This window comes from Brachybacterium sp. EE-P12, assembly GCF_003711805.1.
In the GTDB taxonomy this organism is placed as follows: domain Bacteria; phylum Actinomycetota; class Actinomycetes; order Actinomycetales; family Dermabacteraceae; genus Brachybacterium.
The window spans coordinates 55846-81774 of the sequence record NZ_QXCP01000002.1 but is presented as its reverse complement, the minus strand read 5'-3'; the positions used below and the strand labels follow the sequence as shown (position 1 = coordinate 81774).

At 72.8% G+C, this 25929-nt stretch carries 19 protein-coding genes; 7 read left to right on the top strand and 12 right to left on the bottom strand.

Annotated elements, in window-relative coordinates; all coding sequences use genetic code 11:
- Positions 1-82: 82 nt before the first annotated feature.
- Complete coding sequence (locus D1648_RS01465) at positions 83-1276, top strand: ROK family transcriptional regulator (RefSeq protein WP_122939040.1); 1194 nt, start codon at positions 83-85, stop codon at positions 1274-1276.
- A 49-nt stretch (positions 1277-1325) separates the two neighbouring features.
- Here the strand turns inward: D1648_RS01465 and D1648_RS01460 are convergent, their stop codons facing one another.
- From D1648_RS01460 to D1648_RS01435, 6 genes are all read right to left on the bottom strand, one after another.
- Positions 1326-1910, bottom strand: coding sequence for a hypothetical protein (locus D1648_RS01460; RefSeq protein WP_122939054.1), 585 nt, complete (start codon positions 1908-1910; stop codon positions 1326-1328).
- A gap of 123 nt (positions 1911-2033) precedes the next feature.
- Entirely contained in the window at positions 2034-4184 is a 2151-nt protein-coding gene (locus D1648_RS01455) for an immunoglobulin-like domain-containing protein (protein WP_206424757.1), read from the bottom strand.
- 73 nt (positions 4185-4257) lie between these two features.
- Positions 4258-7704 (bottom strand): family 43 glycosylhydrolase, encoded by a 3447-nt coding sequence (locus D1648_RS01450; protein ID WP_122939039.1) that lies wholly within the window; start codon positions 7702-7704, stop codon positions 4258-4260.
- 84 nt (positions 7705-7788) lie between these two features.
- The gene (locus D1648_RS01445; protein ID WP_206424756.1) at positions 7789-9525 is read right to left on the bottom strand and encodes an Ig-like domain-containing protein; all 1737 of its coding nucleotides are present in this window, start codon (positions 9523-9525) and stop codon (positions 7789-7791) included.
- Positions 9525-10628 carry a WxL protein peptidoglycan domain-containing protein gene (locus tag D1648_RS01440; protein WP_241155313.1) on the bottom strand — a complete coding sequence of 368 codons (1104 nt, stop codon included), beginning with the start codon at positions 10626-10628 and terminating at the stop codon, positions 9525-9527. Before D1648_RS01440 ends, D1648_RS01445 begins: the two co-directional genes overlap by 1 nt.
- A 134-nt stretch (positions 10629-10762) precedes the next feature.
- Positions 10763-11362 (bottom strand): hypothetical protein, encoded by a 600-nt coding sequence (locus tag D1648_RS01435; protein ID WP_206424755.1) that lies wholly within the window; start codon positions 11360-11362, stop codon positions 10763-10765.
- Between the two features lie 469 nt (positions 11363-11831).
- Between D1648_RS01435 and D1648_RS01430 the strand changes: the two genes are divergently transcribed.
- The 6 genes from D1648_RS01430 to D1648_RS01405 all read left to right on the top strand — a co-directional run bounded on the left by D1648_RS01430 (position 11832) and on the right by D1648_RS01405 (position 19405).
- Positions 11832-12854: a LacI family DNA-binding transcriptional regulator gene (locus D1648_RS01430; protein WP_122939035.1), complete on the top strand. Its 1023-nt coding sequence runs from the start codon at positions 11832-11834 to the stop codon at positions 12852-12854.
- Entirely contained in the window at positions 12851-14422 is a 1572-nt protein-coding gene (locus D1648_RS01425; protein ID WP_122939034.1) for a sugar ABC transporter ATP-binding protein, read from the top strand. Before D1648_RS01430 ends, D1648_RS01425 begins: the two co-directional genes overlap by 4 nt.
- A 181-nt stretch (positions 14423-14603) precedes the next feature.
- Entirely contained in the window at positions 14604-15593 is a 990-nt protein-coding gene (locus tag D1648_RS01420; RefSeq protein WP_122939033.1) for an ABC transporter substrate-binding protein, read from the top strand.
- A 133-nt stretch (positions 15594-15726) separates the two neighbouring features.
- Positions 15727-17295, top strand: coding sequence for a sugar ABC transporter ATP-binding protein (locus D1648_RS01415; RefSeq protein WP_122939032.1), 1569 nt, complete (start codon positions 15727-15729; stop codon positions 17293-17295).
- Entirely contained in the window at positions 17292-18368 is a 1077-nt protein-coding gene (locus D1648_RS01410) for an ABC transporter permease (protein WP_122939031.1), read from the top strand. The genes D1648_RS01415 and D1648_RS01410 overlap by 4 nt, the downstream gene beginning before the upstream one ends.
- Positions 18365-19405, top strand: coding sequence for a sugar ABC transporter permease (locus D1648_RS01405; protein WP_122939030.1), 1041 nt, complete (start codon positions 18365-18367; stop codon positions 19403-19405). The genes D1648_RS01410 and D1648_RS01405 overlap by 4 nt, the downstream gene beginning before the upstream one ends.
- Before the next feature lie 264 nt (positions 19406-19669).
- Here D1648_RS01405 and D1648_RS01400 read toward each other — a convergent pair whose 3' ends face one another.
- The 6 genes from D1648_RS01400 to D1648_RS01375 are packed head-to-tail and all read right to left on the bottom strand — an operon-like array spanning position 19670 to position 25916.
- Entirely contained in the window at positions 19670-20380 is a 711-nt protein-coding gene (locus D1648_RS01400; RefSeq protein ID WP_122939029.1) for a sirohydrochlorin chelatase, read from the bottom strand.
- The gene (locus tag D1648_RS01395) at positions 20377-21243 is read right to left on the bottom strand and encodes a uroporphyrinogen-III synthase (RefSeq protein WP_122939028.1); all 867 of its coding nucleotides are present in this window, start codon (positions 21241-21243) and stop codon (positions 20377-20379) included. Before D1648_RS01395 ends, D1648_RS01400 begins: the two co-directional genes overlap by 4 nt.
- Complete coding sequence (gene cobA, locus D1648_RS01390; protein ID WP_122939027.1) at positions 21240-22064, bottom strand: uroporphyrinogen-III C-methyltransferase; 825 nt, start codon at positions 22062-22064, stop codon at positions 21240-21242. The genes D1648_RS01395 and cobA overlap by 4 nt, the downstream gene beginning before the upstream one ends.
- Complete coding sequence (gene nirD / locus D1648_RS01385) at positions 22061-22447, bottom strand: nitrite reductase small subunit NirD (protein ID WP_122939026.1); 387 nt, start codon at positions 22445-22447, stop codon at positions 22061-22063. Before nirD ends, cobA begins: the two co-directional genes overlap by 4 nt.
- The gene (gene nirB / locus D1648_RS01380) at positions 22444-25005 is read right to left on the bottom strand and encodes a nitrite reductase large subunit NirB (protein ID WP_122939025.1); all 2562 of its coding nucleotides are present in this window, start codon (positions 25003-25005) and stop codon (positions 22444-22446) included. The genes nirD and nirB overlap by 4 nt, the downstream gene beginning before the upstream one ends.
- Positions 25002-25916 (bottom strand): formate/nitrite transporter family protein, encoded by a 915-nt coding sequence (locus D1648_RS01375; RefSeq protein ID WP_122939024.1) that lies wholly within the window; start codon positions 25914-25916, stop codon positions 25002-25004. The genes nirB and D1648_RS01375 overlap by 4 nt, the downstream gene beginning before the upstream one ends.
- Between the last annotated feature and the right edge of the window lie 13 nt (positions 25917-25929).

Sequence of the window (25929 nt, the reverse complement as noted above, 5' to 3'; positions counted from 1 at the left end):
AGCGTCACGCAGCAAGTCACTTCTGTGACGGATTCGCACGGAAACGGGCCGTTCTCGCCCCCCGGCGACTACTATCGGTTCGGTGAGAACGATTCCCGGAGCTACTGCCCGACGCCTGATCAGGCACCTGATCACCGACGGCCCCTCGCACCGCGCCGACCTCTCCCGGGCGCTCGGCGTCTCCCGCACGACGGTCACCAACCTCGTCGCCGAGCTGACGGAGTCCGGTGTCCTGCTGCCCCTGGACCACGGCACGGCGGCCCCGAGGTCCTCGGACCGGCCGCCGCTCAAGCAGCAGCTCGGGATCTCCACGGACTGCGGTGTGCTCGCCTCGGCCGTGTTCCGCATGACCTCGGTGACCCTCGCCCTCGGCACCCTCGACGGCCGCCTGCTCGGGACCTGCACCGAGCAGTTCTCCCGCGACCTGACCGGGGACGAGCGGATGGAGATCGGTCGCGCGCTGCTCACGGAGGTCCTCGCCTCCTGCGACCTCGACGCGGACCAGGTCGTGCAGATGCACCTGGCGGTCAACACCCAATGCGACCGCGAGAGCGGCGAGGTCATCACCCAGCAGGCCGCCGGGCCCTGGCGAGGGGTCAATCCCCGCCTCCTCGCGGAGCAGTGGACCCCCGCGAGAGTGCACCTGGAGAACACCGCCCGCCTCGCCGGCCTCGCCGAATACCGTGCGCTCGGGGACCCCGGACCCCGCAGCCTCGTCTACGTGCACCTGGCCTGGGGCGTGACCATGGGCCAGGTGGTGGACGGCGTGATCGTCCCCGGCAGCCACGGCGGCGCCGGCGAGCTGGGGCACGTCAGCATCGACCCCATGGGGCTGCCGTGTGACTGCGGGAACCGCGGCTGCCTCACGCACTACGCCGGGCTGGACGCCGTCGTCGCTCGGATCCGGGCGGTGCTCGGGGAGGACTCCGGCGTGCCCGAGGCGGTCACCGCGATCGCCGAGGGCTCCCAGGCCTGCGCCACCATCATCGAGGACGCCGGGGAGAGCGTCGGCAAGGCTCTGGCGATGGTGTGCAACGTGATCGATCCCGACGTCATCGTGCTCGGCGGCGAGCTCGCCACCACCGGCGCCGTGCTCAGCGAGGCCGTGCGCGCCGAGGTGCGCCGGCGGGCGCTGCCCCTGGTCACCAGGCGTCTGGACATCACCACCGCGGCCACGGCCGCGGACCTCGAGGCCCCCGGCCGTGCGGCGCTGGCCGCGCTGCGGGACGGCACGGAGCTCGTCACGGAGCTCGTGGAGACCGTCCTGGCCCGGTGATCCCCGAGGCTCCGGGCGGCTGCGCCGTCGTCGCTCTACTCGCCCCGGATCAGCTCTGGTTGCCCTGCAGGCACTCCACCGTGCCGTCGACCGTGGCGCCGCCGATCGTGGCGTCGTCGAAGACGATCCGACCGTCCTCGGCGGTGATGTCCTGCGGGGCGGAGGTCTTCTCGGGCTCGCCGCGCTGCTGGAGCTTCACCAGGGCGAACTCACCGGGGGTGACCTTGACCAGCGGGAGCTCGTCCCCCTTCATGGTCAGCACTGCGTTGCGGAGGGTGCCGGGCTCACCCTCGCAGCGCACGATCTCCGGGGTGAAGGAGGTCTCCTCCCCGTTCAGCGTGATCGTCAGGGTGCCGGTCTCCTGGCCGGCGGTGCTGTCGCCGTCGCCCGCCGCCGAGTCCTCCTCGGGGGCGGTGTCCTCGGGGGCGTCCGCATCCTCGGAGTCGCTGCTGCCGTCCTCGGCGCCGCCCGCGTCCGACGCCGCCGGGGCCTGCTGCGCGGGCTCGGTGGCCTCGACGCCCCCGCCGTCGGAGGTCGCCGTCGGGCTCTCGTCCTGCGCGGCGCCACAGGCGGCGAGGGAGAGGACGAGGGCGGTGACGGCGGCGGCGGTGCGCAGGGGACGTGAGGTGAGCATGATCGATACATAGCATGCGCGGTCCGCGCCCCGCATCTCGCCCGTGGTCACCACCTGCGCAGGCAGGTGCAGGACGTGTGGGACCCCTCAGCCGGCGAGGCCTGCCGAGGCGTCCCAGCGGCCTCAGCCGCAGGAGGCCGCGGGGTAGGAGGCGATGGTCTCCTCTCCCTCGGTGCTGACTCGCACGTCGCCCGCGGCGGTCTCGGCCGTGCGCGTCGAGAAGGTCGCCGTGGTGCTCCTGCCGGGCTGCAGGGTCATCTCCGGCTTCTGCCCGAACGACGTCGTGATCGAGGCCGTCACCGGCTCCTCGGAGCGGTTCGCGACCGTGACCGCGAGCATCACGGTGCCGGCCACGCAGCGAGCGGCCGCGCTCGCCGTGATCGCCGGGCCGTCGCCGACGTCCACGGGCTCGGACTGCGAGGGCTCGACGAGCTCGTCGCGGTAGCCCTCGTAGCTCGCCGTGAGCGCGCCCACGCCCTCGGGGACCGTCACCGATGCGGTTCCGCCCGCGAGCTGCGCGGTCCGGCTCCACCCCTCGGCGGAGAACACCACGGAGCCCGCCACATCGCCTCCGTCCTCGGCCGTGACCGTCGCCGTGGCGGTGCCGGACTCCACGGCGAGCTCCGTGGTCGAGGGGACCGCCTCGACCTCCTGCCAGCCGTGCATCGCGTCGAGCACCTGCTGGGGCGCGCTCACGAACGCGCCGTGCCGCGGGCTCTCGGGGAGACCGTCGGTGCGCGGCTCCCAGCCGTCCTGCTGGGAGAGGCGATGGTCCTGGCGGCTCGCTGCGATCTCCTCCCCGGTCGTGACGAAGGCGCGGTACCCGCCGGCGGAGTAGTTGTCCACCAGGAGCACGTAGCCGTCGCCGTCCGGGGTGTTGTGCGGATCGCCCTCGTTGAGCGCGAGGATCTGGGGGCCCTCCCCGGCGTGGCCGGTGACCGGCGTGGTCATCGCGGTGTCCACCAGCTGCCAGCTGGTCTGCGGGTCCGCGTCCCAGTCCGAGGCGGAGGTGGGGGCGGTGAGCACCCTCGAGCGCTCGAGGAAGATGTCCTTGCCGAGCTCGAGTCCGTCGGCCGCGTCTCCCGCCTCGTTCTTCGTGAACCGGTAGTAGTGCTCGCCGATCTTCTGCACGGTCGAGTCGATCCGGGCGTGACCGGTGTTCTGCCACGAGGAGGGAGGCGAGGTGAACGTGGTGAAGTCGCGCGTGAGCACCGCGAACATCTGGGCGTGGCCGTCACCGCTGGTGTGGTCCGCGTCGTCGTAGAGGCGGGAGGCGAAGAACAGCACGTAGGACTGCAGGTCGTCGTCCCAGTACGCCTCCGGGGCCCAGGTCATCCCGGCCTCGGGCTGGTTGACGGGGATGGCGCCGTTCTCGTCGCCGTTGGTGCGCTCCCAATGGACCATGTCGGTCGATTCCCACACGTTCACCTTGAGGCTGCCGTTGCTCTGCGCCTCGCCCCAGCTGGTGCCGCATCCGATGCACAGATCGGTGGCGATCATGTAGTACCTGTCGCCGTCGTGGGAGCGCAGGATGTACGGGTCGCGGTGGCCGGTCGTGTCGGCCTCGTTGGAGACCACCGGGGCGCCTCCGTTGACCTCCTCGAAGGTGAAGACGTCGTTCTCGGTGGTGGCGGCGGCGTAGATCCGCTCGTCGTCATCGGAGCGGAAGTACGCCGCGGCGTAGCCGGCGTCCGGTGCTGTGCGCGGCATCTCCGCCACCGTCACGGCGTACTCCCGGGTCTCGGTCCGCTCGCCCAGGGACGCGGTGGCGGTGAGGGTCACCTCGGCGTCCCCCTGCCCGTATGCGGGCCGGGTGAGGACCCCGGCACCGGCGAAGGGATCGTCCATGCCGACCTCCGGGGCCGCATGATCGGGGTCGGTCGGCGTGATGACGGCCGGGTCCGAGGACTCCCAGACGATCTGCGCGCCCTCGACCGTCCCCTCGGCCACCAGGGGCAGGTTCTCGGAGGTCCTGCCGGGCAGCTCGATCGCGTCGAGGTCGGAGGAGGGAGAGGGGGCGGCGACGAAGCTCGTCTCCTGCGCACCGGTGATGCGCGCGTCGTGCCCGCTGCCGGAGACGTCCAGCAGCGTGTCGCCGCGGTGGGACATGTCGTAGTGGGCGCTGGGCTGCGGCACGTCGTCGGCGTGCGCCGCCGGCATGGTCAGGCTCGGGATCACGGCGAGCGCGCAGGCGAGCACGGTCGCGCCGAGGCGCACGCCCCGCGGGCGCGGCCGCGGAGCGCTGGGCGCGCCCGGGATGGAGCGGGAGGTCACGTCGGTCGTCTCCTGTGTCGTGCGTCGTCGGGGGCGGGCTGCGCGGCGTCGTGCACCGCGCAGCCCGCCAGGATCAGCGGCAGCTCGCCGCCGCGTAGGTGGCCGTGGCCTCGTCGTCTCCGGTGCGGACGCTCACCGTCCCGGCGTCGATCTCGGCCGAGCGGGAGGAGAACGTCGAGCTCTCCGCACCGCCTGCGGCGACCTCGACGGTCCGCTCGCCGAACGGGGTGGTCACCGCTGCCTCGACCGCCTCGTCGCCGGGGTTGGTCACCGTGGCGGCGAGCACCGCCGTGCCGGCGACGCATCGGGTGGTGGCCTCGACGGAGACCGCCTCCGCCTCGGTAACCTCGATGGTCAGCCGCACCGTCTCCTCGGTGACCTCCTCGTCCGGCTCCATGTCGAGCACGGGCATGCCCTCCGCGTCGAAGTGCACCCGGCGCACGAACATGTCGCGACCGGTCAGCCCGTCGTGGTCGGTGCGGGCGTGGAAGACGTAGAGCAGGTTGCCGTGCTCGTCCTCGGACCACATGCCGTGGCCGGTGCCCAGCTGCCACTGCCCGTCGTAGAGGCCCGACTTCTGCAGCGGGTGGTTGAGCGTGGTCCACGAGGCGGGGTCCGTGAGGTCGGTCCCGGAGGCCTCGGCCGTGGCGAGCCCGGTCGTGTACGTATCGCCCACGCTCGAGCCGGAATAGAGCATCAGCAGCTTCCCGTCGTGGGGCAGCACGTTCGGGCCCTCGGCGCAGACGTTGTCCCAGGCGTACCCCGGGTCGATGATCCGCACCGGTTCGCCGGTCAGGCGATCCGGCTGCCGGGGATCGACGGTCGCGATCCAGGTCGCGCACACCTGCTGCCAGGCGTAGTACGCCTGTCCGTCGGCGTCCTCGAAGTAGGTCATGTCCAGCGAGACGCCGTTGAGGGCGTTGAGCGCGGAGCCGTCGGCGCGGGTGACGTGCCGGGGCGCCGACCAGCTGGCGGGATCCATCGGGTCCAGGTCGTGACCGTCCGCGTCCTGCTCCAGCTGCATGATCGAGGCACGGCCGTTCATGTAGTCCGGCGAGTCGCCGTAGCAGGGCATGAACAGGATGGACAGGCGCCCGTCGATCTCGTGCAGCTCGGGCGCCCAGAAGCAGCCCGTCATGGTCTCGCCGTGCGCGTCCACGTCGCCGCGCTCGAGCAGGTGGACCTCCTCGGGATCGGCCGCATCGGCCAGTCCGGCGAGCGTGTCCGCGGCGCGCAGCGGCATGAACGCGTGCCCCTGCTGGTCCACGTTGTCGAGATCCGGGTCGTTGGTGGCGATCATCAGGTACGTGGCCTCGCCGTCGTGCTCGTACCTGTAGGCCGACGGGTCGGCCCGCTCGTCCGCGAAGGGGGTCGGGTACTCGTCGCGCTTCACCGTGGTCTCGGCGGTGTAGCGGCCGGGGGTGGTCAGGTCGACCCCGCTCAGATCCCAGTCCGCCAGCGGCAGCTCACGCGTCGAGCCGTCCGAGTACTCGAGCACGGCGCTGCCCGGCAGCTCCGCGGCGTCGATCTCGCCCCCGGCGGGCACCGAGACGTCCTCGAGATCCGCGAACCCGGTGTGGGCGATGCGGCCGAAGCGCTGCAGCAGCGCATCCGCGTCCTCCTGCGGGACGGTCAGCTCGACCCCGGCGCCGAAGTCGTCGATGCCCTCGCCGGAGCCGGTGACGGTGCCGGTCACCGCACCGGACGCGGCGCTGCCCTGCTCGCCCTGCTCCACGGCGGCGACGAGGTCGGTGAACGACTGGTGGCGCACGGCGCCCGCGTCGGTGGTCCATGAGAGACGGTAGGTCTCCGCGGCGGAGTCGTAGACCGCGGCGGGCTGGTTCACGCCCCCGGCCTCGTCGAGCTCGAGTAGTCCGATCTCCTCGTAGGTGCGCAGGTCCGGGGAGGTGGCCACGAGCACGGAATCGCTCTGGGTGCCGTCCGGGCCGCCGCCGCGCGCGAGCCGGGTCGCGACGATGCCGTACCCGCCCTCCGGCATCGCGAACACAGCCGGGTCCCGGAGGCTGCGGATGAGCTCGGAGGAGGGGCCCAGGTCCGGATGGGGTCCGGCGGTCTCCGGGAAGTAGATGCCGTAGTTCTCGTTCAGCGGCTCCCAGCCGTCCTGGCCCGCGAGGGCGAGGTGCATGCTGTAGGCGATGTCGGCGTTGTTGGCCTCCTGCTCGGAGGTGGGGGCGCGGTGGTAGGCGGCCAGCGTCGCCGCCTCGTCCTGCGGCAGCAGCGTGAGGTCGAAGGTCTTCGTCACGGTCGCCTCGGGCGCGCTCTCGCGGGCGATCTCGACGGTGACGGCGGCCTCCGCGCGGTCGTCCCCCTCGAGGTGGATCCGGTCGCCGTCCAGTCTCGCGCCGGTGGCGTCGACGGGGGTCGCGGTCACGCCCTCCGGGGCGTCCGGCAGGGCGGCGCCGTCGGCGAGGAGGGGCGGGAGGACGTACTGGGCGGCGGCGGCCCGGGCGCGTTCCTCGGCGGTGGCGCTCGAGGGGACGACGGTGACGACCTGCTCGCGCGTGGAGGAGATGCCGCGCATGCCGGCGGTCGCGGTGAGCGTGACCTCGATCGGCTCCGCGCCCTGCTCGGGCTGCGTGACCCGTCCGTCCTCGGCGATCACGGAGGGATCGCTGCTGCTCCAGGTGATCTCGCCGCCGGCCGTGGGCAGCGCGAGATAGTCGTCCTCGATCCGCTCGGGCAGGGGGTCGAGGCTCTCGAGCAGCTCCTGGGTGCGGGCGAGGATCTCGTCGTGGTGGTCGGCGGCGTCCTCGGTGCTGGCGGCGGCGACCTCCTCGGCGTCCAGAGCGCGGTCGTGGACGCGGAAGGCGGAGACCTCGCCCGCGAACAGCGCATCGGGCCACGGGGAGCGCCCGATCGTGTTCATCGTCTGCTCGGTGATCGAGGAGGGCTCCAGCTCGGTGCCGGTGCTGCCAACCAGGTCGCCGTCGACGTAGAACGAGAGGGTGTCCGCCTCGCCGTCGAGCACGCTGGTCAGGGAGTACCAGCGATCGGCCTGGAGGTTCGCGTCCGCCTGCGCGCTGCGCTCGCCGGCGTTGGAGCCGGTGGTGATCGCGGTGCGCGGGGCGTCCTTGACCGAGCTGAAGAAGTAGTTCGTGGTGTCGCCCTCCGCCCCGATGTTCCACAGGAAGTTGTACTCCTGCCTCATCTCCTCGTCGATCTTCACCTCGGTGGTGATCGTCGCGGAGCTCGCCTCGGTGAGCAGGTCGTCGGGCAGGCGCACCCAGGTGCCGGTGTCCGGGTCGCCGCCGCTCAGGCGCAGGGAAGTCCCGGTCCAGGCTTCGTCCCGGGGGTTCTGCACGATCGCGGGCTCGCCGCCGCCCGTCTCGGGCACGGTGTCCCCGGAGGTCTGGGTGAACTCGTACTCGACCACGGGGTCCTCGCTCGGCTCCGCCACGGCCGGCGCGGCCAGCGGCACGACCAGCGCCGCGGCGAGCGCGCCGACGGCGCCTCGGCGCAGCCGGCCGAGGCTGCGGTCACGGGGTGTCCTCGTTCTCATGGGGTGCGTACTCCTTCGTCGCTGTCGGCGGATGTGCTGCGGGACGGGGTGGGATGCGGGGCGGGAGGCGGGCGGTGCCCGCTCTCAGCCGCAGCTCGCCGCGGGATAGGCCGCGACGGTCTCCTCGCCGTCGAGGCGGAGGGCGGCCTCACCGGCCGGGAGCTGTGCCTGCCGGGTGGTGAAGGACTGCGAGGCGCGGGCACCTGCGTCGAGCGTGATCTCCCGGGTGCCGTAGACGGTGGCGACCTCGGCGGTGACGGTCTCGCTGCCCGGGTTGGTGACGGTGGTGACCAGCACGTTCTTCCCGGCCGTGCAGCGGGTGGTGGCCGTGAGGGCGGCCTGCTGCGCGGTGACCGTCACGGTCGCCTCGACGGGGTGGCGGGAGTCGTCCTGCGCGGTGCCGGCGACGGTGAACGTGCCGGGATGCGCGTACCGCTCCGCCGGGACGTCCTCCCACTCCACCGGGGCGTCCTCGGTGCTGTCGTCGGCCTTGACCAGGTGGGCGGTCGCCGGCAGCTGCGGGGCCGTGCCCGCCGGGGTGCTCACCTCGATCGCCTCGACGGAGCGGACGGCGAGATCCGGCGCGTACGCCTCGAGCACGCCCTCGTACTGCTCGCGCGTGACCGGCACGATCGTGCCGTGCCGCGGCCGGCCGCCATCGCTGTTCTGCGGGAACTGCGACGCGGGCATCTGCTCGCCGATCACCTCCCAGGAGGAGGCGTCGGCGAGGTCGTCTGTGGCCATCGGGACGTAGTGGTTCGGGCCGCCGTGGTAGTCCGGCTGGTCGGCGAAGAGGTAGTGCTCGTACCCGTTCACGTCGCCCTCGTTCGCGGGGAACAGCGAGGGGCCCTCGCTCTCGGTGAAGGTGCCGCCGTAGCCGTTGGGCTGGCCGGAGCCGATCTCGGTGCCGAGCTCGACCCATTCGTCGTCGGCCCCCGTGGTGGAGGGATACTCGCCCTCGACGGTGGCGAGCAGGTCCGAGGACCGCTCCTGGCGCAGGGTCATGGACTTCTCGTCCTTGTACACGCGGTAGTAGTCGCCCTCGTGCTCGGCGACGGTGACGTCGATCGAGCCGGCGCCGGCCTGGCCGCGGCGGTCCACGTCGATCCACACCTGCGGCTCGGAGAAGGTCACGAAGTCGTCGGTGGTCGCGTACATCATCCGGTTGTAGGTGGGGGCGGTGCGCTCGGAGGGGTCGGTGGTGTCGTAGAGGTTCGAGGCCCAGTACATGACGTACGTGCCGCGCTCCTCGTCCCAGTAGGCCTCGGGCGCCCAGGTGTTCCCGGCGTGCTCGTCGCTGACCACGACGTGGCGCTGCTCGGACCAGTTCACGAGGTCGGTGGACTCCCACACCTCCACGGCCAGGGAGCCGCTGGTCTGCGCGCCCGTGAACCCGCCGGGGCGGCCGTCGATCTTCAGGTCGGTGGCGATGAGGTAGAAGCGGTCCCCCTCCGGCGAGCGCAGGATGAACGGGTCGCGCAGCCCCTCCTCACCGAACTCGGAGTCGAACAGGGGCTCGCCGTCGTTGAGCGTGTTCCAGTCCAGGGCGTCGTTCCCGCGGGAGGCCGCGAGGCTGATCCTCTCCCCGCCCACCCCCTCGCCGGTGAAGAACGCCCAGATGTAGGCCTCGTCCTCGGCCTGCTCGGCGGATCCGGAGTCCGCGGCCGGGTCGGGGCCGGCAGTGATCGGTGCGCTCGGCGCGGACGGGTCCTGGTCGGCGATCGCCGGGGCCGCGCCGAGCGGCACGAGCGCCGCGGTGAGGGCGGCGGCGCCGGCGAGGGCACCGAGGGAGCGGAGGGCGGGGCGGGGTCTCGTCGTCATCATCGACTTCCTGGTCCGTGTGCGGTGGGGGGCGGGGTGCGGGTCGGCGGCGCGGCCGGGGAGTCACCCGGCGCGCTCCCGACGGCGGAGCGACGGCCCTCCTCGTGCGCCTGCCGGAGCAGGCCCTCGAGGCGGCGTCGGCCGCGGAGACGGCCGCCGACGAGGGCGAGGGCGAGCATCGCGAGCGCGAGCAGGACGAGCAGCTGGGGCCAGGGCGGCGCCCAGGTCCCGAACGTCACGTCCACCGCCTCGAGCTCGGCGGTCGTGCCATCCAGCACGGCGACCTCGGGGTCCACGTGCAGGCGGCCCGGCAGACGGAACGTGGGCCAGACCCCGTCGACCACGACGGTGATCTCGCGGGTGTCGCCGGGCAGCAGCTCGCCGAGCTGCTCGCCCTCGGCGGGGAAGACGGCCTCGCCCGTGCCCGCCGCGACCTCGCCGGCCGGGCTCAGGCGGGTGTTGCCCTCGTTGGTCACCTCGAAGGTGGTGGTGACGCGGCCCGGGCGCAGCGGGTTCCACGATCCCTCGTAGTCGGAGGAGACCGCGCCGACGCCGACGGCGGGGGCGAGCTCCCCCGTCACGCGCGTGGTCACCTTCACGCCGACCCTGCTCTCGACCCCGAGGCTCGTGCCCTCGCCGGCATCGCGGCCGCGGAGCACCGACGCGGCGACCCCGGCCGGGTGGTCGCCGGGCTCGGCCTGCTCGGGGACCGTGATCGTCAGCGGCACGACCGCGCTCTCCCCCGCCCCGACGGTGACCTCGTCGACGATGTCGATCCAGGTGCCCGCGTCGGTGGACTCCTCCTCGGCGGCGAGCATGTCGAACCGGCCCGCGGGGGTGGTGAAGCCGTCGGCGGCCGTGAGGAGGAAGGTCTCCTCGCGGTCGCCGAGGTTGTGGACGGCGATGTGCTCGGTGATGCTCTCGCCGGGGTCGAGGGCGTGCTGGAGGGAGGAGCGCTGATCGCGGCCGGACTCGTCGGCGGGGGTCACCGCCCAACGGGTCTGCGGCCCCTCGGCCTCGCCGGCGACGGGCGCTGCGAGGGCTCCGGCGGCGGGCCCGAGCGCGCCGAGCAGCACCGTCGCCGTGAACGCGGCGAGGAGCACCGGCCAGGATGACCGCAGCCGACGTGCCTGGATGTCCTGTGGTGGCACAGCTCTCCCTCCAGCTCCTGCGATGTGGTGCGCCGCGCGGCGCCCGGCGGGGTCCGGGACCGCGCCCGGGCGGTCCCCTCAGCGGCTCAGTAGGACTCCTCGAACAGCGACAGGGTGAGCGTCGAGCCGTATGTCCCGGGGGCGACGTCGAGCGGGGTCTTCAGCGTGAGATCCGCGGTGGCGGTCCACTCACCGTTGGCGGCGCTGGCCTCTGCGGAGTCGAGGGCCATGTGCAGCAGCTCCTGAGACTCCAGGCCGACGTTGTTCGGCGTGGTGGGATTGGTGCTCTCGTCGAGGGAGGTGGGCACCTCCTCGCCCGGGGCGACCTCTCCGTCGCCCTCGGTGACCAGGCTCGGGGCCCAGCCGAGGTGGTCCGGGGTGATCGGCTCCTGCCCCTCGCTCCCCGTGAAGTCGCCGGCCTGTCCGGTGACATACCAGTACACGCCCTCGGGGACGTCGGTGCGGGTGTCGGTGACGGTCACCTCGGGCAGCTCCCCCACGAACTCGCGATGCTCGGGCGAGGCGCCCTCGACCTCCGTGAGCGTCTCGGAGTCCGCGGCGACGGAGAGGGAGAGCATGCCCGCGGGCTCCTGCTCCTCGATGGTGACGTCGAGATCGACGCCGTCCTGCTGCACGTCGTCCGCGAGGGCGGCACCGCCCACGCCGAGCAGGAGCAGCCCCCCCATCGCTCCGACGGTCGCACGCAGACGCGAGACAGCTCTGTTCCGGATCATTCCGCTCTCCATTCATGGCCGACGGCCGGTTCTCCGCGCGGCGGCGCCGCGACGTCGCGGACGCACGGCCGGAGGGCCGCACGCTCGGCTCGTGAGGGTGGTGTCGGATCGGGGATGACGTCGCGGCGGGCGCGCTCCGGGAATGTCGTCCATGGCCCCCGGGGAGCGTCCTCGCCCTGTGCATCCGTCGTCCGTCCGACGCGTTCACCGGGACCCTAACGTGAAATGTTACCGGGAACAAGAGGATCGTCGAGAATGCTCGGGGGCCCGACGGGGAGACGCGACGGGCACGCTCTCGTCCGCTGCGCAGGGCCCGACCGCCGCCGGAGCGGACCGATCCGGCATGATCCGGCATGATGAGCAGTGCTCGGCACGAGCGCCGCGCACCACGGCCGGGCACCACGACCACGACGGAGGGCACATGAGCACACGGTCCGCCTCGGACCGACCGAGCATGCGCCAGGTCGCAGAGACCGCGGGCGTCTCCCACATGACCGTCTCGCGGGTGCTCAACGGGCATCCGAGCATCAAGGAGAGCACCCGCGACAAGGTGCTCCACGCCGTGGAGCAGCTGGGGTACCACCGGAACATCGCCGCGCGCGCCCTCGCCCTGCAGCGCACCCTGCGCATCGGCGCGGTGGTCGAGACGGAGGCGGAGTTCGGCCCGGCGAGCGCCCTGCGGGCCATCCACCGGGCGGCACGGCGGCGCGGCTACTCGGTGAGCTCGGTCGCCCTGGACGAGGACGAGACCGGCGACCCCGATCGCGCCTTCCAGCAGCTGCTGGCCCTCGGCATCGACGCGCTGTGCCTGGTCACGCCGCGCTCGGCCTCGGTCGCGGCGGTGCGCGCGGCCTCCCTCGACGTGCCCGTGCTGGTGGTCAAGCCCGAACGCGAGCCGGAGCTGCTGCGGGTCTGCGTGGACCAGCAGCTGGGCGTGACCATGGCGGTGGACCACCTGGCGGCCCTCGGACACAGGGACGTCCTGTACGTCTCCGGCCCGATGGACTGGCTCGACGCCCGGGCCCGGGAGCGAGCATTCCGCGCCCGCGCGCAGTCCTGGGGGATGCGGGAGCGGCCGATCGTCGCCGGCGACTGGTCGGCGGACTTCGGCTACGACTTCGCCATCGGGCTCGAGCGCGTCCCGGAGTACACGGCGATCGTCGCGGCCAACGACGAGGTGGCCCTCGGCATCGTGCACGGGCTCCACGACCGCGGCCTGCGGGTCCCGGACGATCTCAGCGTCGTCGGCTTCGACGACGCCCCCTTCTCCCGGCACTCCATCCCGCCGCTGACCACGGTGCGACAGCCCTTCGAAGCTCTCGGCGCGGCCGTGGTGGACGTCCTCCTGGCCGCCGTCGAGGGCCTCGAGATCCCGCAGCGCACGAAGATCCCGCCGGAGCTGGTGGTGCGCCTGTCGACGGCGAAGGCGAGGACGGCGCCATGAGCACCCGCCCGGCGGCCCCGGACGCCGCACCCCTGGTCGAGATGGCCGCCATCACCGTCGCCCACGGACCGGTCGAGGTCCTGCACGAGGTGGACCTGACGGTGCGCGCCGGGGAGATCCACGCGCTGATGGGCGAGAACGGCGCCGGCAAGTCCACGCTGATCAACGTGCTGGCAGGGGTGACCTCCCCGACCTCGGGCAGCATCCGGCTCGATGGCCGACCGCTGCGCCCCTCCTCCCCGGCCGAGGCACAGGCCGCCGGGATCCGGGCCGTCCTGCAGGACGTCCCGGTGGCACGGCACCTGAGCATCGGGGAGAACGTGATGCTGGGCCATGAGCCGCGCGGACGATTCGGGATCCGGTGGGGAGAGCTGCACGCGCAGGCGCACCGGGTGCTCGACGAGCTCGGGCTCGGGGACATGGACACCCGCCGACGGGTGCGCTCCCTCTCCCCCGCCACGACGCAGCTGGTGGCCATCGCCCGCGCGATGGCGGACGAGCCCCGCGTGCTGCTGCTGGACGAGCCGACCTCCAGCCTGGACACGGCGGAGGTCGAGCAGCTGTTCCTCGTGCTGCGCCGACTGCGCGAACGCGGCGTGGCGATGGTCTTCGCCTCGCACTTCCTCGAGCAGGTCCTCGCGCTCAGCGACCGGCTCACCGTGCTGCGCTCGGGCACCCGGGTCGCCGAGTTCCCCGCCCACCAGGTCGAGCGCTCCGAGCTGATCTCCCTGATGATCGGCCATGACCTCGCCGAGCTGCGCCGGATCGGCTCGCAGCGCCGGGAGCACCGCAGCGACCCGGCGGGCCCGCCCTTCTACCGCGCCCGGCAGCTCGCGCAGCGGGAGGTGCTGGCCCCCACGGATCTGGACCTGCATCGCGGCGAGGTGGTCGGGATCGCCGGGCTGCGCGGCTCCGGGCGCACCGAGCTCGCCCGCCTGCTCGCCGGGGGTGCGACCGCCGATTCCGGCACCGCGATGCTCGACGGGCGCGCCCTCTCGCTCCGCTCGCCCGCCGCGGCGCTGCGTCACCACATCGCGATGGCGAGCGAGGACCGGCTCGGCGAGGGCGTGGTCGCGGGTCTGAGCATCCGCGACAACATCGTCCTCGCCCTGCAGTCCCGACGCGGCTGGGCCCGTCCCATGTCCCGCGCCGAGCGCGACGAGCTCGTGGCCGGCTTCATCGACGAGCTGGGGATCCGCCCCGTCGACCCGGCCACCCCCGTCGAGCGGCTCTCGGGGGGCAATCAGCAGAAGGTGCTGCTGGCGCGCTGGCTGGCCACCCGTCCGCGGCTCATGGTCCTGGACGAGCCGACCAAGGGCATCGACATGGGCGCCCGCGTGGAGATCCAGGCGCTCGTCGCACGGCTGGCCGCGAGCCGGGTGGCGGTCGTGATCATCTCCTCCGACCTCGATGAGCTGCTGCGGCTGAGCGACCGGATCGTAGTGATGAAGGACCGCATGAAGATCGGGGAGGTCAGCAACGGTCCGGGCCTCAGCGTGGAGACCATCGTCGAGATGATCGCGGCGCCCGAGGAGGAGGACCTGCCGCCGCTCACCGGCCTCCCCTAGCGGCTCCGGAGGCGGGCCGAGCCCGTGACCGGTTCGTGACACAGGTCCCCTTGCGGCCCGAAATGTTCCCGGTAACATCCTAGGAACACGGCGCGGCGGCCCGCCGCCCCGCACGCAGTCGCCCGACATCGCGGTCCCGGGCTGAGGTCCAGCTGGCGCCGCCGTCTCAAGGAGGAGATCCATGAACCCCACCCGTCGCACGATCCTCGGCGCGAGCGCCGCCGGCCTCGTCGCCGCCGCCCTCGCCGCCTGCTCGTCCGGTGCCGAAGGCGGAGGCGCCGGCTCCGGCGACCCGGTGACCATCGGCTTCGTCGCCGTCGGCCCCGAGGGCGCCTGGCGCCAGGCCAACGAGCAGAACATCCAGGACACCTTCACCGAGGACGCCGGCTACACGCTGAAGTACGCCCCGGCCACCAATCTCGACCAGAAGTCGCAGATCGACGCCTTCACCTCGTTCATCGACGAGGGCGTGGACCTGATCCTGCTGTCGGCCACCGAGGGCTCGGGCTGGGAGGAGTCCCTCGGCCGTGCGCAGGAGGCGGAGATCCCCGTCATCCTCATCGACCGCGGCATCGAGCCGGACGACACCGAGCTCTACGCCACCCGCCTGGCCCCGGACAACGTCGCCGTCTCCACCTCCGTGGCGGAGTGGGCGAAGTCCACCTTCCCCGACGGCGCGAAGTACTTCGTGCTCGAGGGCCCCGCGGGCGTCTCCGTGGTCAACGAGCGCAACGAGGGCTGGGCCCAGGCGATGGAGGGCGAGTCCGCCTTCACCGACCTCGGCTCCCAGACCGCGAACTGGTCGACGGAGGAGGCCAAGAGCGTCTTCGAGACGGTCCTGAAGTCCAACGGCAACGACGTCCAGCTCGTCTTCGCCCAGAACGACGAGATGGGCCTGGGTGCCGCGCAGGCGGTCCAGGAGGCCGGCCTCACCCCGGGCGAGGACGTCAAGATCGCCACCATCGACGGCACCCAGGCCGCGCTCGAGGCGCTCTCCGAGGGGACCCTCTCCTTCGTCGCCGAGTACAACCCGCTGTTCGGCGAGCAGGCCCTCGAGGCGGTGGGCACCGTCCTGGAGGGCGGCGAGGTGGAGCCCTACATCCAGATCGAGAGCACCACCTTCGACTCCCCCGAGGCGGCCGACGAGGCGCTGCCCGACCGGAAGTACTGAGACCCGGCCCGTCCCAGGCACCGTCCGGGCCGGGGAGACGATCCCCGGCCCGGACCGCGACGGGGCCGGACCCTGCCCCGACGCACCACCGCATCCTGCACCGCAGCCCGAAGACCGAACGGAGTGGCACTCGATGTCCGCACCACCGATTGTCGAGATGAAAGGCATCTCGATCTCCTTCCCGGGGGTCAAAGCGCTCGACCGCGTGGACTTCCGACTGTTCCCCGGGGAGGTCCACGCCCTCATGGGCGAGAACGGCGCCGGGAAGTCGACGCTGATCAAGGCGCTCACCGGGGTCTACACGATCGACGAGGGCGAGGTGAGGATCGACGGCACCCCCCGCCGGCTCGGCGGGACCGCCGACGCGCAGGCCGCCGGGGTCTCGACCGTGTACCAGGAGGTGAACCTGTGCACGAACATCTCCATCGGCGAGAACGTGATGCTCGGGCACGAGACGCGGGGCCCGCTGGGCATCAACTGGCGCGACACGCACCGACGCGCCTCCGAGGTGCTCGAGAAGGTGGGGCTGGGCGAGCTGGATCCGCGCCTGCCGCTGTCCACCCTCTCGATCGCGCTGCAGCAGCTGGTCGCGATCAGCCGCGCCACGGTCACCGACTCCACGGTGCTGATCCTCGACGAGCCGACATCCAGCCTCGACGCCAACGAGGTGGAGAACCTCTTCACGGTGATCCGCTCCCTGCGCGACGAGGGCGTGGCGATCCTGTTCGTCTCCCACTTCCTCGACCAGGTCTACGCGATCAGCGACCGCATGACCGTGCTGCGCAACGGCACCTTCCAGGGCGAGTTCATGACCGCCGACATCGACCAGGCGACGCTCATCGCCACGATGGTCGGCAAGGAGATGAAGGCGCTCGACTCGCTCGAACGGGCCAGCAGCCGGCGCGAGGTCGACCGCAGCGGCGCCCCCGTCTACCGCGCAGAGGGCCTGGGGCGCAAGGGCAGCCTCGAACCCACGGACATCACGCTGCACGCCGGCGAGGTGCTCGGCATCGCGGGGCTGCTCGGCAGCGGACGCACCGAGCTGGCGCGTCTCGTCTACGGGGCCGACAAGCCCGAGGAGGGCACCGTGCGCCTCGAGGACGCGGAGGCCCAGATCGCCTCCCCCTCGCAGGCTCTCGCCGCGCGCATCGCCTATGCGAGCGAGAACCGCCGCGACGAGGGGATCATCCGGGATCTCAGCGTGCGCGAGAACCTCATCCTCGCCGTCCAGGCGAAGCGCGGCTGGGCCCGCCCGATCCCCGCGCAGGAGAAGAACGCCCTGGTCGAGAAGTACATGAACGCGCTCAACGTGCGCCCGGCCGACCCGGACCGGCCGATCAGCAATCTCTCCGGCGGCAACCAGCAGAAGGTCCTGCTGGGACGCTGGCTCGCGACCCGGCCCGACGTGCTGATCCTCGACGAGCCGACCCGCGGCATCGACATCGGGGCCAAGACCGAGATCATGGAGGAGGTCATCGCCCTGGCGGACGAGGGCGTCGCGGTCGTGTTCATCTCCTCCGAGCTCGACGAGGTCGTGCGCCTCAGCGACCGGGTGATGGTGCTCAAGGACCGTCGCAAGCTCACCGAGCTCCTCGCCGGCGACTCCCTCACCAGCGACACCATCATCGCCACCATCGCCGAGGAGTCCGCTCCGGAGGACCCCGGCAGCCTCGAGCCCGCAGGAACAGGAGCCAGTTCATGAGCACCGACGCCACCTCCCGCACCTCGATGCTGAGGACCCTCCTCCACCGGCCGTACTTCTGGGGCCTCATCGCGATCGCCCTGCTGCTTGCCGTGAACAGCCTCAAGGATCCCTCCTACCTGGCGATCGGCTACAACGCGAACACCGGCAGCCTGGTCGGCAACGTGATCGACATCCTGCGCGCCGCCGCCCCCATCGCGATGATCTCGGTGGGGATGTGCCTGGTCATCGCGACCGCCGGGATCGACCTGTCCGTCGGCTCGCTGATGGCGGTCGCCGGGGCGGTCTCCATGGAGCTCCTCGCCTCCGCGGGCGGCTCCGCCGGAGCGGCCCTCGCCGCCCTCGGGCTGGCGCTGCTGCTCGGCGCCGTCCTCGGCGCCGTCAACGCCGTGCTCATCTCCGTCGTCGGCCTGCAGCCGTTCATCTCGACGCTCGTGATGATGCTCGCGGGCCGCGGCCTCGCGAAGGTCATCACCGGCGGGCAGAACACGGCGGCGAGCAACGAGACGTTCCGCTGGATCGCCAACGGCTACGTGCTGGGCCTGCCCGTGGTGTTCCTCCTCGCGGTCCTCATCGTCATCGCTGTCGGGCTGCTGGTGCGCCGCAGCGCGCTGGGGCTGATGATCGAGGCGATCGGCATGGATCCCCGGGCGGCGCGCCTGGCCGGGGTGAACCGGCGCGGGCTGCTGTTCGCCGTGTACATCGCCTCCGGCGCGCTCGCCGCCGTCGCGGGGATCTTCGCCTCGGCGAGCGTGATGACGGTGGACGTCTCGAACACCGGCTACCAGCTGGAGATGGACGCGATCCTCGCAGTGGTCATCGGGGGCACCTCGCTGGCCGGCGGGAAGTTCAACATCACCGGCGCGGCGATCGGCGCGCTGCTCATCGCGACCCTCGACAAGACCGTCGTGTTCCTGGGGATCTCGTCCTCGGCCACGCCGGCGTTCAAGGCCATCGTGATCATCGCCCTGTGCCTGCTGCAGTCGCAGCGGGTCCGCGACCTGTTCCGCGCGCGCAGGGCGAAGACCGCCCCCGTCACGTCCGACGCACCGAAGGAGGCCGTCGCAGCATGAGCGCCGCCATCACGACCCCGCCCGCCGCACCCACCGTCTCCCGCCTGGAGCGTCTGCGCCAGCAGCTGCTCTCGCGCGCCGATTCCCTGCCCACGGCCGCGGCGCTGGTGATCTTCGTGCTGATGCTCGCCTACGGCGAGATCGCCTACGGTCGCATCTTCCAGCTGAGCACGGTCTCGAACCTGTTCATCAACAACGCCCACCTGATCATCCTCGCGGTGGGCCTGACCTTCGTGATCATCAGCGGCGGCATCGACCTGTCCGTCGGCGCCATCATCGCGCTGTCCTCGGTGTGCGGGGTCATCCTCGCCAATGCGGGCTGGAACGCAGGGCTGGTCATCCTGGTGATGATCCTGATCGGCTCCACCATCGGGCTCGTCTCCGGGGTGCTGATCCAGTACTTCGACGTCCAGCCCTTCATCGCGACGCTCGCGATGATGTTCCTGGGGCGCGGACTCGCCTCGATGCTCAGCACCGTCCCGGTGCGGCTCGACGAGGCCTCGGGGATCCTCCTGCTGGGCACGAAGATCAAGCTCATCGACGGCCCGAAGGTCAACGACCTGGTGATCACCCCCGGAGTGCTGATCGCGCTGCTCGTCGTGGCCGCGGCGTTCATCATCCTGCACCGCACCCGCACCGGCCGCACCGTGTACGCGATCGGCGGCTCCGAGCACTCCGCCTCGCTGATGGGCCTCGCCGTGGTGCGCACGAAGCTGTTCATCTACGTGGCCAGCGGCACCCTCGCCGGCATCGCCGCGGTGGTGTACACCGCCCGGCTCGGCTCCGCGCAGAACATCACCGGCATCGGCTGGGAGCTCGACGCGATCGCCGCCGCGGTCATCGGCGGCACCCTGCTCACCGGCGGCTTCGGCTACGTGCTCGGCGCGGTCGTGGGCGCGCTGGTCCTCGGGCTGATGAACGTGCTCATCACCCGCGACGGCAGCATCCCGCCGGAGGCCACCACCATCATCACCGGCGGCATCCTGCTGATCTTCGTGCTGCTGCAGCGGGCCGTGATCTCGCGGCAGCGGGAGTAGCGGCGCGCCGGGACGCGCCGACGCCCTCGCCAGGCCCCTGCGAGGGAGCGGCTCCGGAACCGAGCGGCGGACTTCGCATCGGGGTGCAGATGCGGCCGGCGTCCGGTGCAGCAGCCCGGCCCGATGCTGGTGAGGGTCACGGCGTCGGAGGCATCGGCGATCTGCACGCCGCGCCGGTCGGTCTCGACCTCCAGCCCTTCGCTGTCCAGCGAGCAGCGGCCTTCCGCGTCGCAGTGCCACAGGTACTCCGCCGCGCCCTCTGGATCAGCCCGCCGACCGGACGAGGGCCGTGCACGCCTGCCGGAAACGTGCGGCGGCGACGGCGACCACCTCCGGATGGGCACCGAGCGGGGCCGTGACGAGGTCCGCCCCGGCAGTGCGGACGAGGCCCGCGAAATGGCCCGGGGCCAGCACGTAGCTCGCCGCGATCACCCGCCGCGCGCCCGCCCTCCGAGCCGCTTCGACGGCCTGCGGGATCGTCGGCGGGCCGCCCGCTCCGAACCCGATCGTGACAGGGCAGCGCAGGCGGGCGGCGAGAAGCGACCGCGTGTGCTCGACGGCGCAGGTCGCCGCCGGGTCGGTGGAGCCGGCTGCGGCGAGGACCACGTGATCGCCGGATCGCTGCCCGGCGTCGCCGTCCCCGACCTCGGCGAGGCGGTCCAGCAGCACCCCCGCCAGGGCCTCGTGGGGACCGAGCGGCTCGGCCGCGCGGGCCCGGGCGTGGGGACCGACGGCCGCGGCGATGTCCACACCGGTGTGGAACCCGGTCGAGAGCAGCAGCGGCACCACGACGACGGGCCCCGCCGCAGCGGCTCGCGCGACGACGCCGCCGACCTCGGGCTGTTCGACGTCGACGTAGGCCTCCCGCACCGCGGCCTCGGGAACCGCGGCGGCGAGCGCGGCGCGGATCCGGGCGATGACGGCCCGGCCGGCGAGGGAGCGGGTGCCGTGGGAGCAGGCGACCAGGGTGGTCACGGGGCGTCCTCCTGGTGACGACGGTGAGGGTCGACGAGGTCGTAGTGCCGGACGACGGCGCGCACGAGCGCGCCCATCCGGCTGCGGGCGGGCATCAGCGCGGGGATCCCCCGCTCCTCGAGCGGGGCCGCGGTGAGGGGGCCGACGGCCGCCATCAGCAGCTCTCCGGCGCGGGCGTGCTCGGCGATACCGGGCAGGGCGCCGGCCCGTTCGGCGGCGGCCAGCCAGTTCTCGGTGCCGGGCGCGGCGGTGAACAGCACCGCGTCCACCTCTCCGGCGGCGGCGGCGCGCACGGAGAGGTGCACTGCCGCTGGGTCGCGAGGCGGTCCCCAGCGGTAGACGGTCAGGGCCGTCACCTCCGCGCCGGAGCGTTCGAGCACCTCGTCGAGCCCGTCGGCCCCGGAGCCGTGATGCTGCACCGCGGCGCGGACTCCGCGCAGGTCCCGGTCCGCTAGGTGGTCGATGATCTCGGCGGAGGTGCCGCTGCTCGCGACCCAGTCGACGTCGAGGCCGACGCTCCGGGCGGCGCCGCAGGCCTTGGGTCCGCGGGCGAGGACCCGGGTGCCGGAGAGCGCTGTGCGCAGCGCGGGAGCGATCCCCGCGGCGTCGGCCGCCTCGAACCACCCGCGCACTCCCACACCGGTGGTCACGACCAGCAGCCGCGGCGGACGTGTGACGAGCTCGGCGGTGCGAGCCAGCAGCAGCGGGTCGTCGACGTGCGGGATCATGCTCATCGCGGGGGCGTGGCGTATCTCGGCGCCGTGACGGGTCAGCGCCGCGGCGAGCTCGTCGGCCCGGCGGTCCAGGGCGAGGACGAGACAGCGGCCGGCGAGCGCGGACGAGAGCCGGGCGGGGGTGCTCACGCCCCAGGTCCCGCGAGGGCAGCGCCGACGGGGAGGACGTCGGGCAGCGCCGTGCCCAGCGTCGACGGCGGGTCCCCGAGCAGCCCCTCCCGGGCGACCTCGCCGATCACGATCACGGCCGGGCTGCGCACCTGCGCCTCCTCCGCCGCGCGCACGGCGCCCTCGAGAGTGATTCGGGTGGTGCGCTGACGCGGGGTGTGCCCGTTCTCGATGATCGCCACCGGCCGCTCACCCGGCACGCCGTGGGCGCGGGCCGCCGCGACCAGCGTCGGCAGGGTCCGCACCCCCATCAGCACCACGGTGGTCACGGCCTCGTCGGCGAGCGCGGCGAGGGTCGCGGCCGACGGGCCGCAGGGCCCGGCGGCGTCGTGCCCGCTGACCACGTGCACGCTCGCGGAGGTGCCGCGATGGGTGACGGGGATCCCGGCGGCCTGGGGCACGGCGAGGGCGCTGGAGATCCCGGGGACCACCTCGACCTCGATCCCCGCGGCCCGGCAGGCGAGCATCTCCTCCCCGCCGCGGCCGAGCACGAACGGGTCCCCGCCCTTGAGTCGCACCACGGCGCGGCCCGCCAGGGCGTGCTCGACCAGCAGCGTGCTGATCCGCTCCTGCGGGACGGGGTGGTGGTCGGGACGCTTGCCCACGTCGACCAGGAGCGCGTCGGGCCGCAGCTCGGCGCGGATCTCGGCGGCGGGGCCGAGCCTGTCGGCGATCACCACGTCGGCTGCGCGCAGGAGGCGCAGGGCGCGCACGGTGAGCAGGTCCAGCGGGCCGGGTCCACCGCCGACGAGGGCGACGCGGCCGGGGAAGGCGCCGCTCATCGCGCGCCCCCGCGCAGCACGTACAGGTCCCCGTCCAGGGTGCGCACGGGCCAGACCCGCAGTCGCTTCACGGCCTTCCCGCGGGTGTCCACACAGGTCCCGGAGCGGAGGTCGAAGACCTGCTTGTACATCGGGGAGGCGATGGTGGGGCGGCCGCCGCGGGAGCCGACGATGCCGCGGGCGATGACGTTCGCGCCCGAGTAGGGGTCGTGATTGTCGACCGCGCGGACGTCCCCGCCCGGCAGCAGGAACAAGGCGACCTGCTCCTCCCCGAGGAGGGCGGCGCGGCCGCGCTCGACCTCGAGGTCCTCCAGCGGGCACAGCCGCTCCCAGTTCGCGGCGAGCTGCGGGGCGAGGGTGGGGGTGGTGAGGGTCGTGGTCATCGTCGCACCTCCAGTGTCGTGCCGGCGATCAGGACGGAGTCCCCATCGCGCTCCTCGGGCCGGGCGGGGCGGATCTGGCCGCGTTCGGGGACATGGGCGAGGCCGGGGTCGGGGGTGGTGGGCGCGTTGACGAAGGAGCGGAAGCGGGCGAGCTTGGCCGGGTCGGCGAGGGTCTCCGCCCATTCGTCGCGGTAGTTCTCGACGTGGCGGGCCATGGCGGCGTCGAGATCCGCGGCGAGGCCCAGGGAGTCCTCGAGGATCACCGCGCGAAGCCCGTCGATCCCGCCGTCGAGGGCCTCGAGCCAGGGAGCGGTGCGCTGGAGCTTGTCCGCGGTGCGGAGGTAGTACATGAAGTACCTGTCCAGGGTGCGGATCAGGGTGTCGTCGTCCAGGCCCTCGGCGAGCAGCTCGGCGTGGCGCGGGGTCGCGCCGCCGTTCCCGCCGACGTACAGGTTCCAGCCCTGGGCGGTGGCGATGATGCCGGCGTCCTTGGAACGGGCCTCGGCGCATTCGCGGGCGCAGCCGGAGACGCCGAGCTTCAGCTTGTGCGGGGCGCGCAGGCCGCGGTAGCGCAGCTCGAGCCGCACCGCCATGTCCGTGGAGTCCAGCACGCCGTAGCGGCACCAGGCGGAGCCGACGCAGGACTTCACGGTGCGCAGGGACTTGCCGTAGGCGTGGCCGGACTCGAATCCCGCGTCCACCAGGCGCTGCCAGATCTGGGGCAGCTGCTCGAGGCGGGCGCCGAGCATGTCCACCCGCTGGCCGCCGGTGATCTTGGTGTAGAGCCCGAAGTCGCGCGCGACCTCGCCGACCACGATGAGGCCCTCAGGGGTGACCTCCCCGCCGGGCATGCGGGGGACCACGGAGTAGGTGCCGTCCTTCTGCAGGTTCGCCATGACGTGGTCGTTGGTGTCCTGCAGGGTCGCGTTCTCGCCGTCCAGCACGTGCTCCCCGCCGAGGACGGCGAGGATGCTGGCGAGCACGGGCTTGCAGACGTCGCAGCCACGGCCGCGGCCGAAGCGTTCGATGACGGCACTGAAGGTGGTGAGGCCTGAGACGTGCACGGCGTCGAAGAGCTGGCGGCGGGAGAGGTCGACGTGCTCGCACAGCCCGGTGGTCACGGCCTTGCCGAGCTTCACGAGCTCGCCGGTGACCAGGGACTTGACCATCACGGTGCAGGAGCCGCAGGTGGCGCCCGCCTTGGTGCAGGCGGTGACCCCGGCGGCGTCGGTGCAGCCCTGCTCGCGCACGGCGTGGCGGATGGCGCCGGCGCTCACCGAGGAGCAGGAGCAGACGATCGCCTCGTCGGGCAGCTCGGAGGTGGGGGCGGAGAGACCGCCCGCAGGCAGGAGGTGGGCGGCGGGGTCGCCGCCGAGGGGCCCGCCCACCAGGGGGCGCAGCGCCCCGTAGGCGCTCGCATCGCCGACGAGCATCCCGCCGAGCAGGGTCTTCGCGTCGTCGGAGAGAACGAGCTTCTTGTGCACGCCGGCCACGGGGTCGGTGTAGACGATGTCGAGGGCGCCGGGGGTGGTGGCGAAGGCGTCGCCGAAGGAGGCGACGTCCACGCCGGAGAGCTTGAGCTTGGTGGAGAGATCGTAGCCGGCGAAGGTCGCGCTCCCGCCGAGGATCCGGTCGCAGACCACCTCGGCCATGGCGAAGCCGGGGGCGACCAGGCCCACGCACTGCCCCTCGAAGGCAGCGACCTCGCCGATCGCGTGGACCCGGGGGTCCGAGGTCGTGCAGGCCTCGTCGATCCGCACGCCGCCGCGCTCCTCGCAGTCGAGACCGACGGCGCGAGCGAGCTCGTCCCGGGGGCGCACGCCGACGGTGAGGACGACGAGATCGGCGGGCAGCTCGTCGCCCTCCCGGAGGACGACGGACTCGACCGCTCCGTCGGGGCCGGGGCGGAGCGCGGTGGTGCGGGCCTCGGTGCGCACCGCGATGCCGCGGGCCTCGATGAGGCGGCGCAGCACGGCCCCGGCGGGAAGGTCCAGCTGCGCGGACATGAGCCGGTCGCTGGACTGGAGGACGGTGGCCTCGGCGTCCATGCCCTGCAGGGCGCCCGCGGCCTCGAGGCCGAGCAGCCCGCCGCCGACGACGACCCCTCGCACGGGGCGGTCCAGGGCCGTAGCCCGCTCCTGGACGTGGCGCTGCAGGGACCCGACGTCCTCGAGAGTGCGGTAGACGAAGCATCCGGGCAGCTCCGCACCCTCGACCGGGGGCCGGGCGGCGACCGAGCCGGTCGCGAGGACCAGGTGGTCGTAGGGGTGGACGACGCCTGAGGCGGTGGTGACGGTGCGGTCCCCGCGGTCGATCGCGGTGGCCGGGTCGTCCTCGTGGAGGGTGACGCGGGGGTCGGCGAAGATCGTGGCGGGGAGGGCGAGGTCCTCGGCGCTGTCCCCGTCGAAGAAGCGGGTCAGGCCTACCCGGTCGTAGGGGCGGCGGGCCTCGTCGCCGAGCACGGTCACGCTCAGGCGCTCCTCGGCGCGGGTGACCAGGGAGTCGACCAGGCGGTGCGCCGCCATCCCGGCGCCGATCACGACGATGCGGGTGCTCATCGGGTCGCCCCCACCAGCTCGGGCGTCTCCGCGGGGCCGTCGGCCGACGGGTCGGCGGGGGCGGTGGTCGCGGGGGCGGCGGGGACCGTGCCGGCGGTCGCGCCGTCGGCCGCGGAGCTGCGCCGGCGGCGGTGGGCGTAGTAGAGCGGCAGCCCCACGAAGACCAGCCCGCCCACCAGGTTCCCGGCCACGGTGGGGATCTCGTTCCAGAGCAGGTAGTCCATGAGCGTGAAGTCCGCGCCGAGCAGCAGGCCGGAGGGGAACAGGAACATGTTCACGATGGAGTGCTCGAAGCCCATGTAGAAGAAGAGCATCACGGGCATCCACATGCAGGCGATCTTCCCCAGCACGTCGTCCGTCATGAACGCACCGATCACGCCGGTGGAGACCATCCAGTTGCACAGCACCGCGCGCACGAACAGGGTGAGCATCCCGGCGGCGCCGTGGTCCGCGTAGCCGACGGTGCGGCCGTGCCCGATCTCGGCGATCGCCTCCCCCACAGCGTTCGGCGGGGAGGAGAAGCCGTAGGTGAAGTAGATGGCCATCAGCACCGCGACGGTGAAGGCGCCCAGGAGGTTGCCGAGGAACATCAGGCCCCAGGTGCGCAGCATCGGGCCGAGGGAGACGCCCGGCTTCCGGGCGATCCACGCGATCGGCACCAGCGTGAACACGCCGGTGAGCAGGTCGAAGCCCATCAGGTACAGCAGGATGAAGCCGACGGGGAACAGCAGAGCCCCCAGCAGGGGTTCGCCCGTCTGGGTGGAGACGGTGACGGAGAAGGCGGCGCCGAGGGTGAGGATCGCGCCGGCCATCGAGGCGCGCAGCACCGTGACCCCGGCAGGGTAGGAGACCTTCGAGGCACCGGCGGCGGTGAGCCGGTCCACCAGGTCGGCGGGCTGGACGTAGGACATGGCTGCTCCTGTG

Coding starts and splice junctions, on each gene's coding strand:
- D1648_RS01460 (WP_122939054.1), bottom strand. CDS start 1,910: ATGCTCACCTCACGTCCCCTGCGCACCGCCGCCGCCGTCACCGCCCTC.
- D1648_RS01450 (WP_122939039.1), bottom strand. CDS start 7,704: ATGAGAACGAGGACACCCCGTGACCGCAGCCTCGGCCGGCTGCGCCGA.
- D1648_RS01445 (WP_206424756.1), bottom strand. CDS start 9,525: ATGACGACGAGACCCCGCCCCGCCCTCCGCTCCCTCGGTGCCCTCGCC.
- D1648_RS01435 (WP_206424755.1), bottom strand. CDS start 11,362: ATGGGGGGGCTGCTCCTGCTCGGCGTGGGCGGTGCCGCCCTCGCGGAC.
- D1648_RS01430 (WP_122939035.1), top strand. CDS start 11,832: ATGAGCACACGGTCCGCCTCGGACCGACCGAGCATGCGCCAGGTCGCA.
- D1648_RS01425 (WP_122939034.1), top strand. CDS start 12,851: ATGAGCACCCGCCCGGCGGCCCCGGACGCCGCACCCCTGGTCGAGATG.
- D1648_RS01420 (WP_122939033.1), top strand. CDS start 14,604: ATGAACCCCACCCGTCGCACGATCCTCGGCGCGAGCGCCGCCGGCCTC.
- D1648_RS01415 (WP_122939032.1), top strand. CDS start 15,727: ATGTCCGCACCACCGATTGTCGAGATGAAAGGCATCTCGATCTCCTTC.
- D1648_RS01410 (WP_122939031.1), top strand. CDS start 17,292: ATGAGCACCGACGCCACCTCCCGCACCTCGATGCTGAGGACCCTCCTC.
- D1648_RS01405 (WP_122939030.1), top strand. CDS start 18,365: ATGAGCGCCGCCATCACGACCCCGCCCGCCGCACCCACCGTCTCCCGC.
- cobA (WP_122939027.1), bottom strand. CDS start 22,064: ATGAGCGGCGCCTTCCCCGGCCGCGTCGCCCTCGTCGGCGGTGGACCC.
- nirD (WP_122939026.1), bottom strand. CDS start 22,447: ATGACCACGACCCTCACCACCCCCACCCTCGCCCCGCAGCTCGCCGCG.
- nirB (WP_122939025.1), bottom strand. CDS start 25,005: ATGAGCACCCGCATCGTCGTGATCGGCGCCGGGATGGCGGCGCACCGC.
- D1648_RS01375 (WP_122939024.1), bottom strand. CDS start 25,916: ATGTCCTACGTCCAGCCCGCCGACCTGGTGGACCGGCTCACCGCCGCC.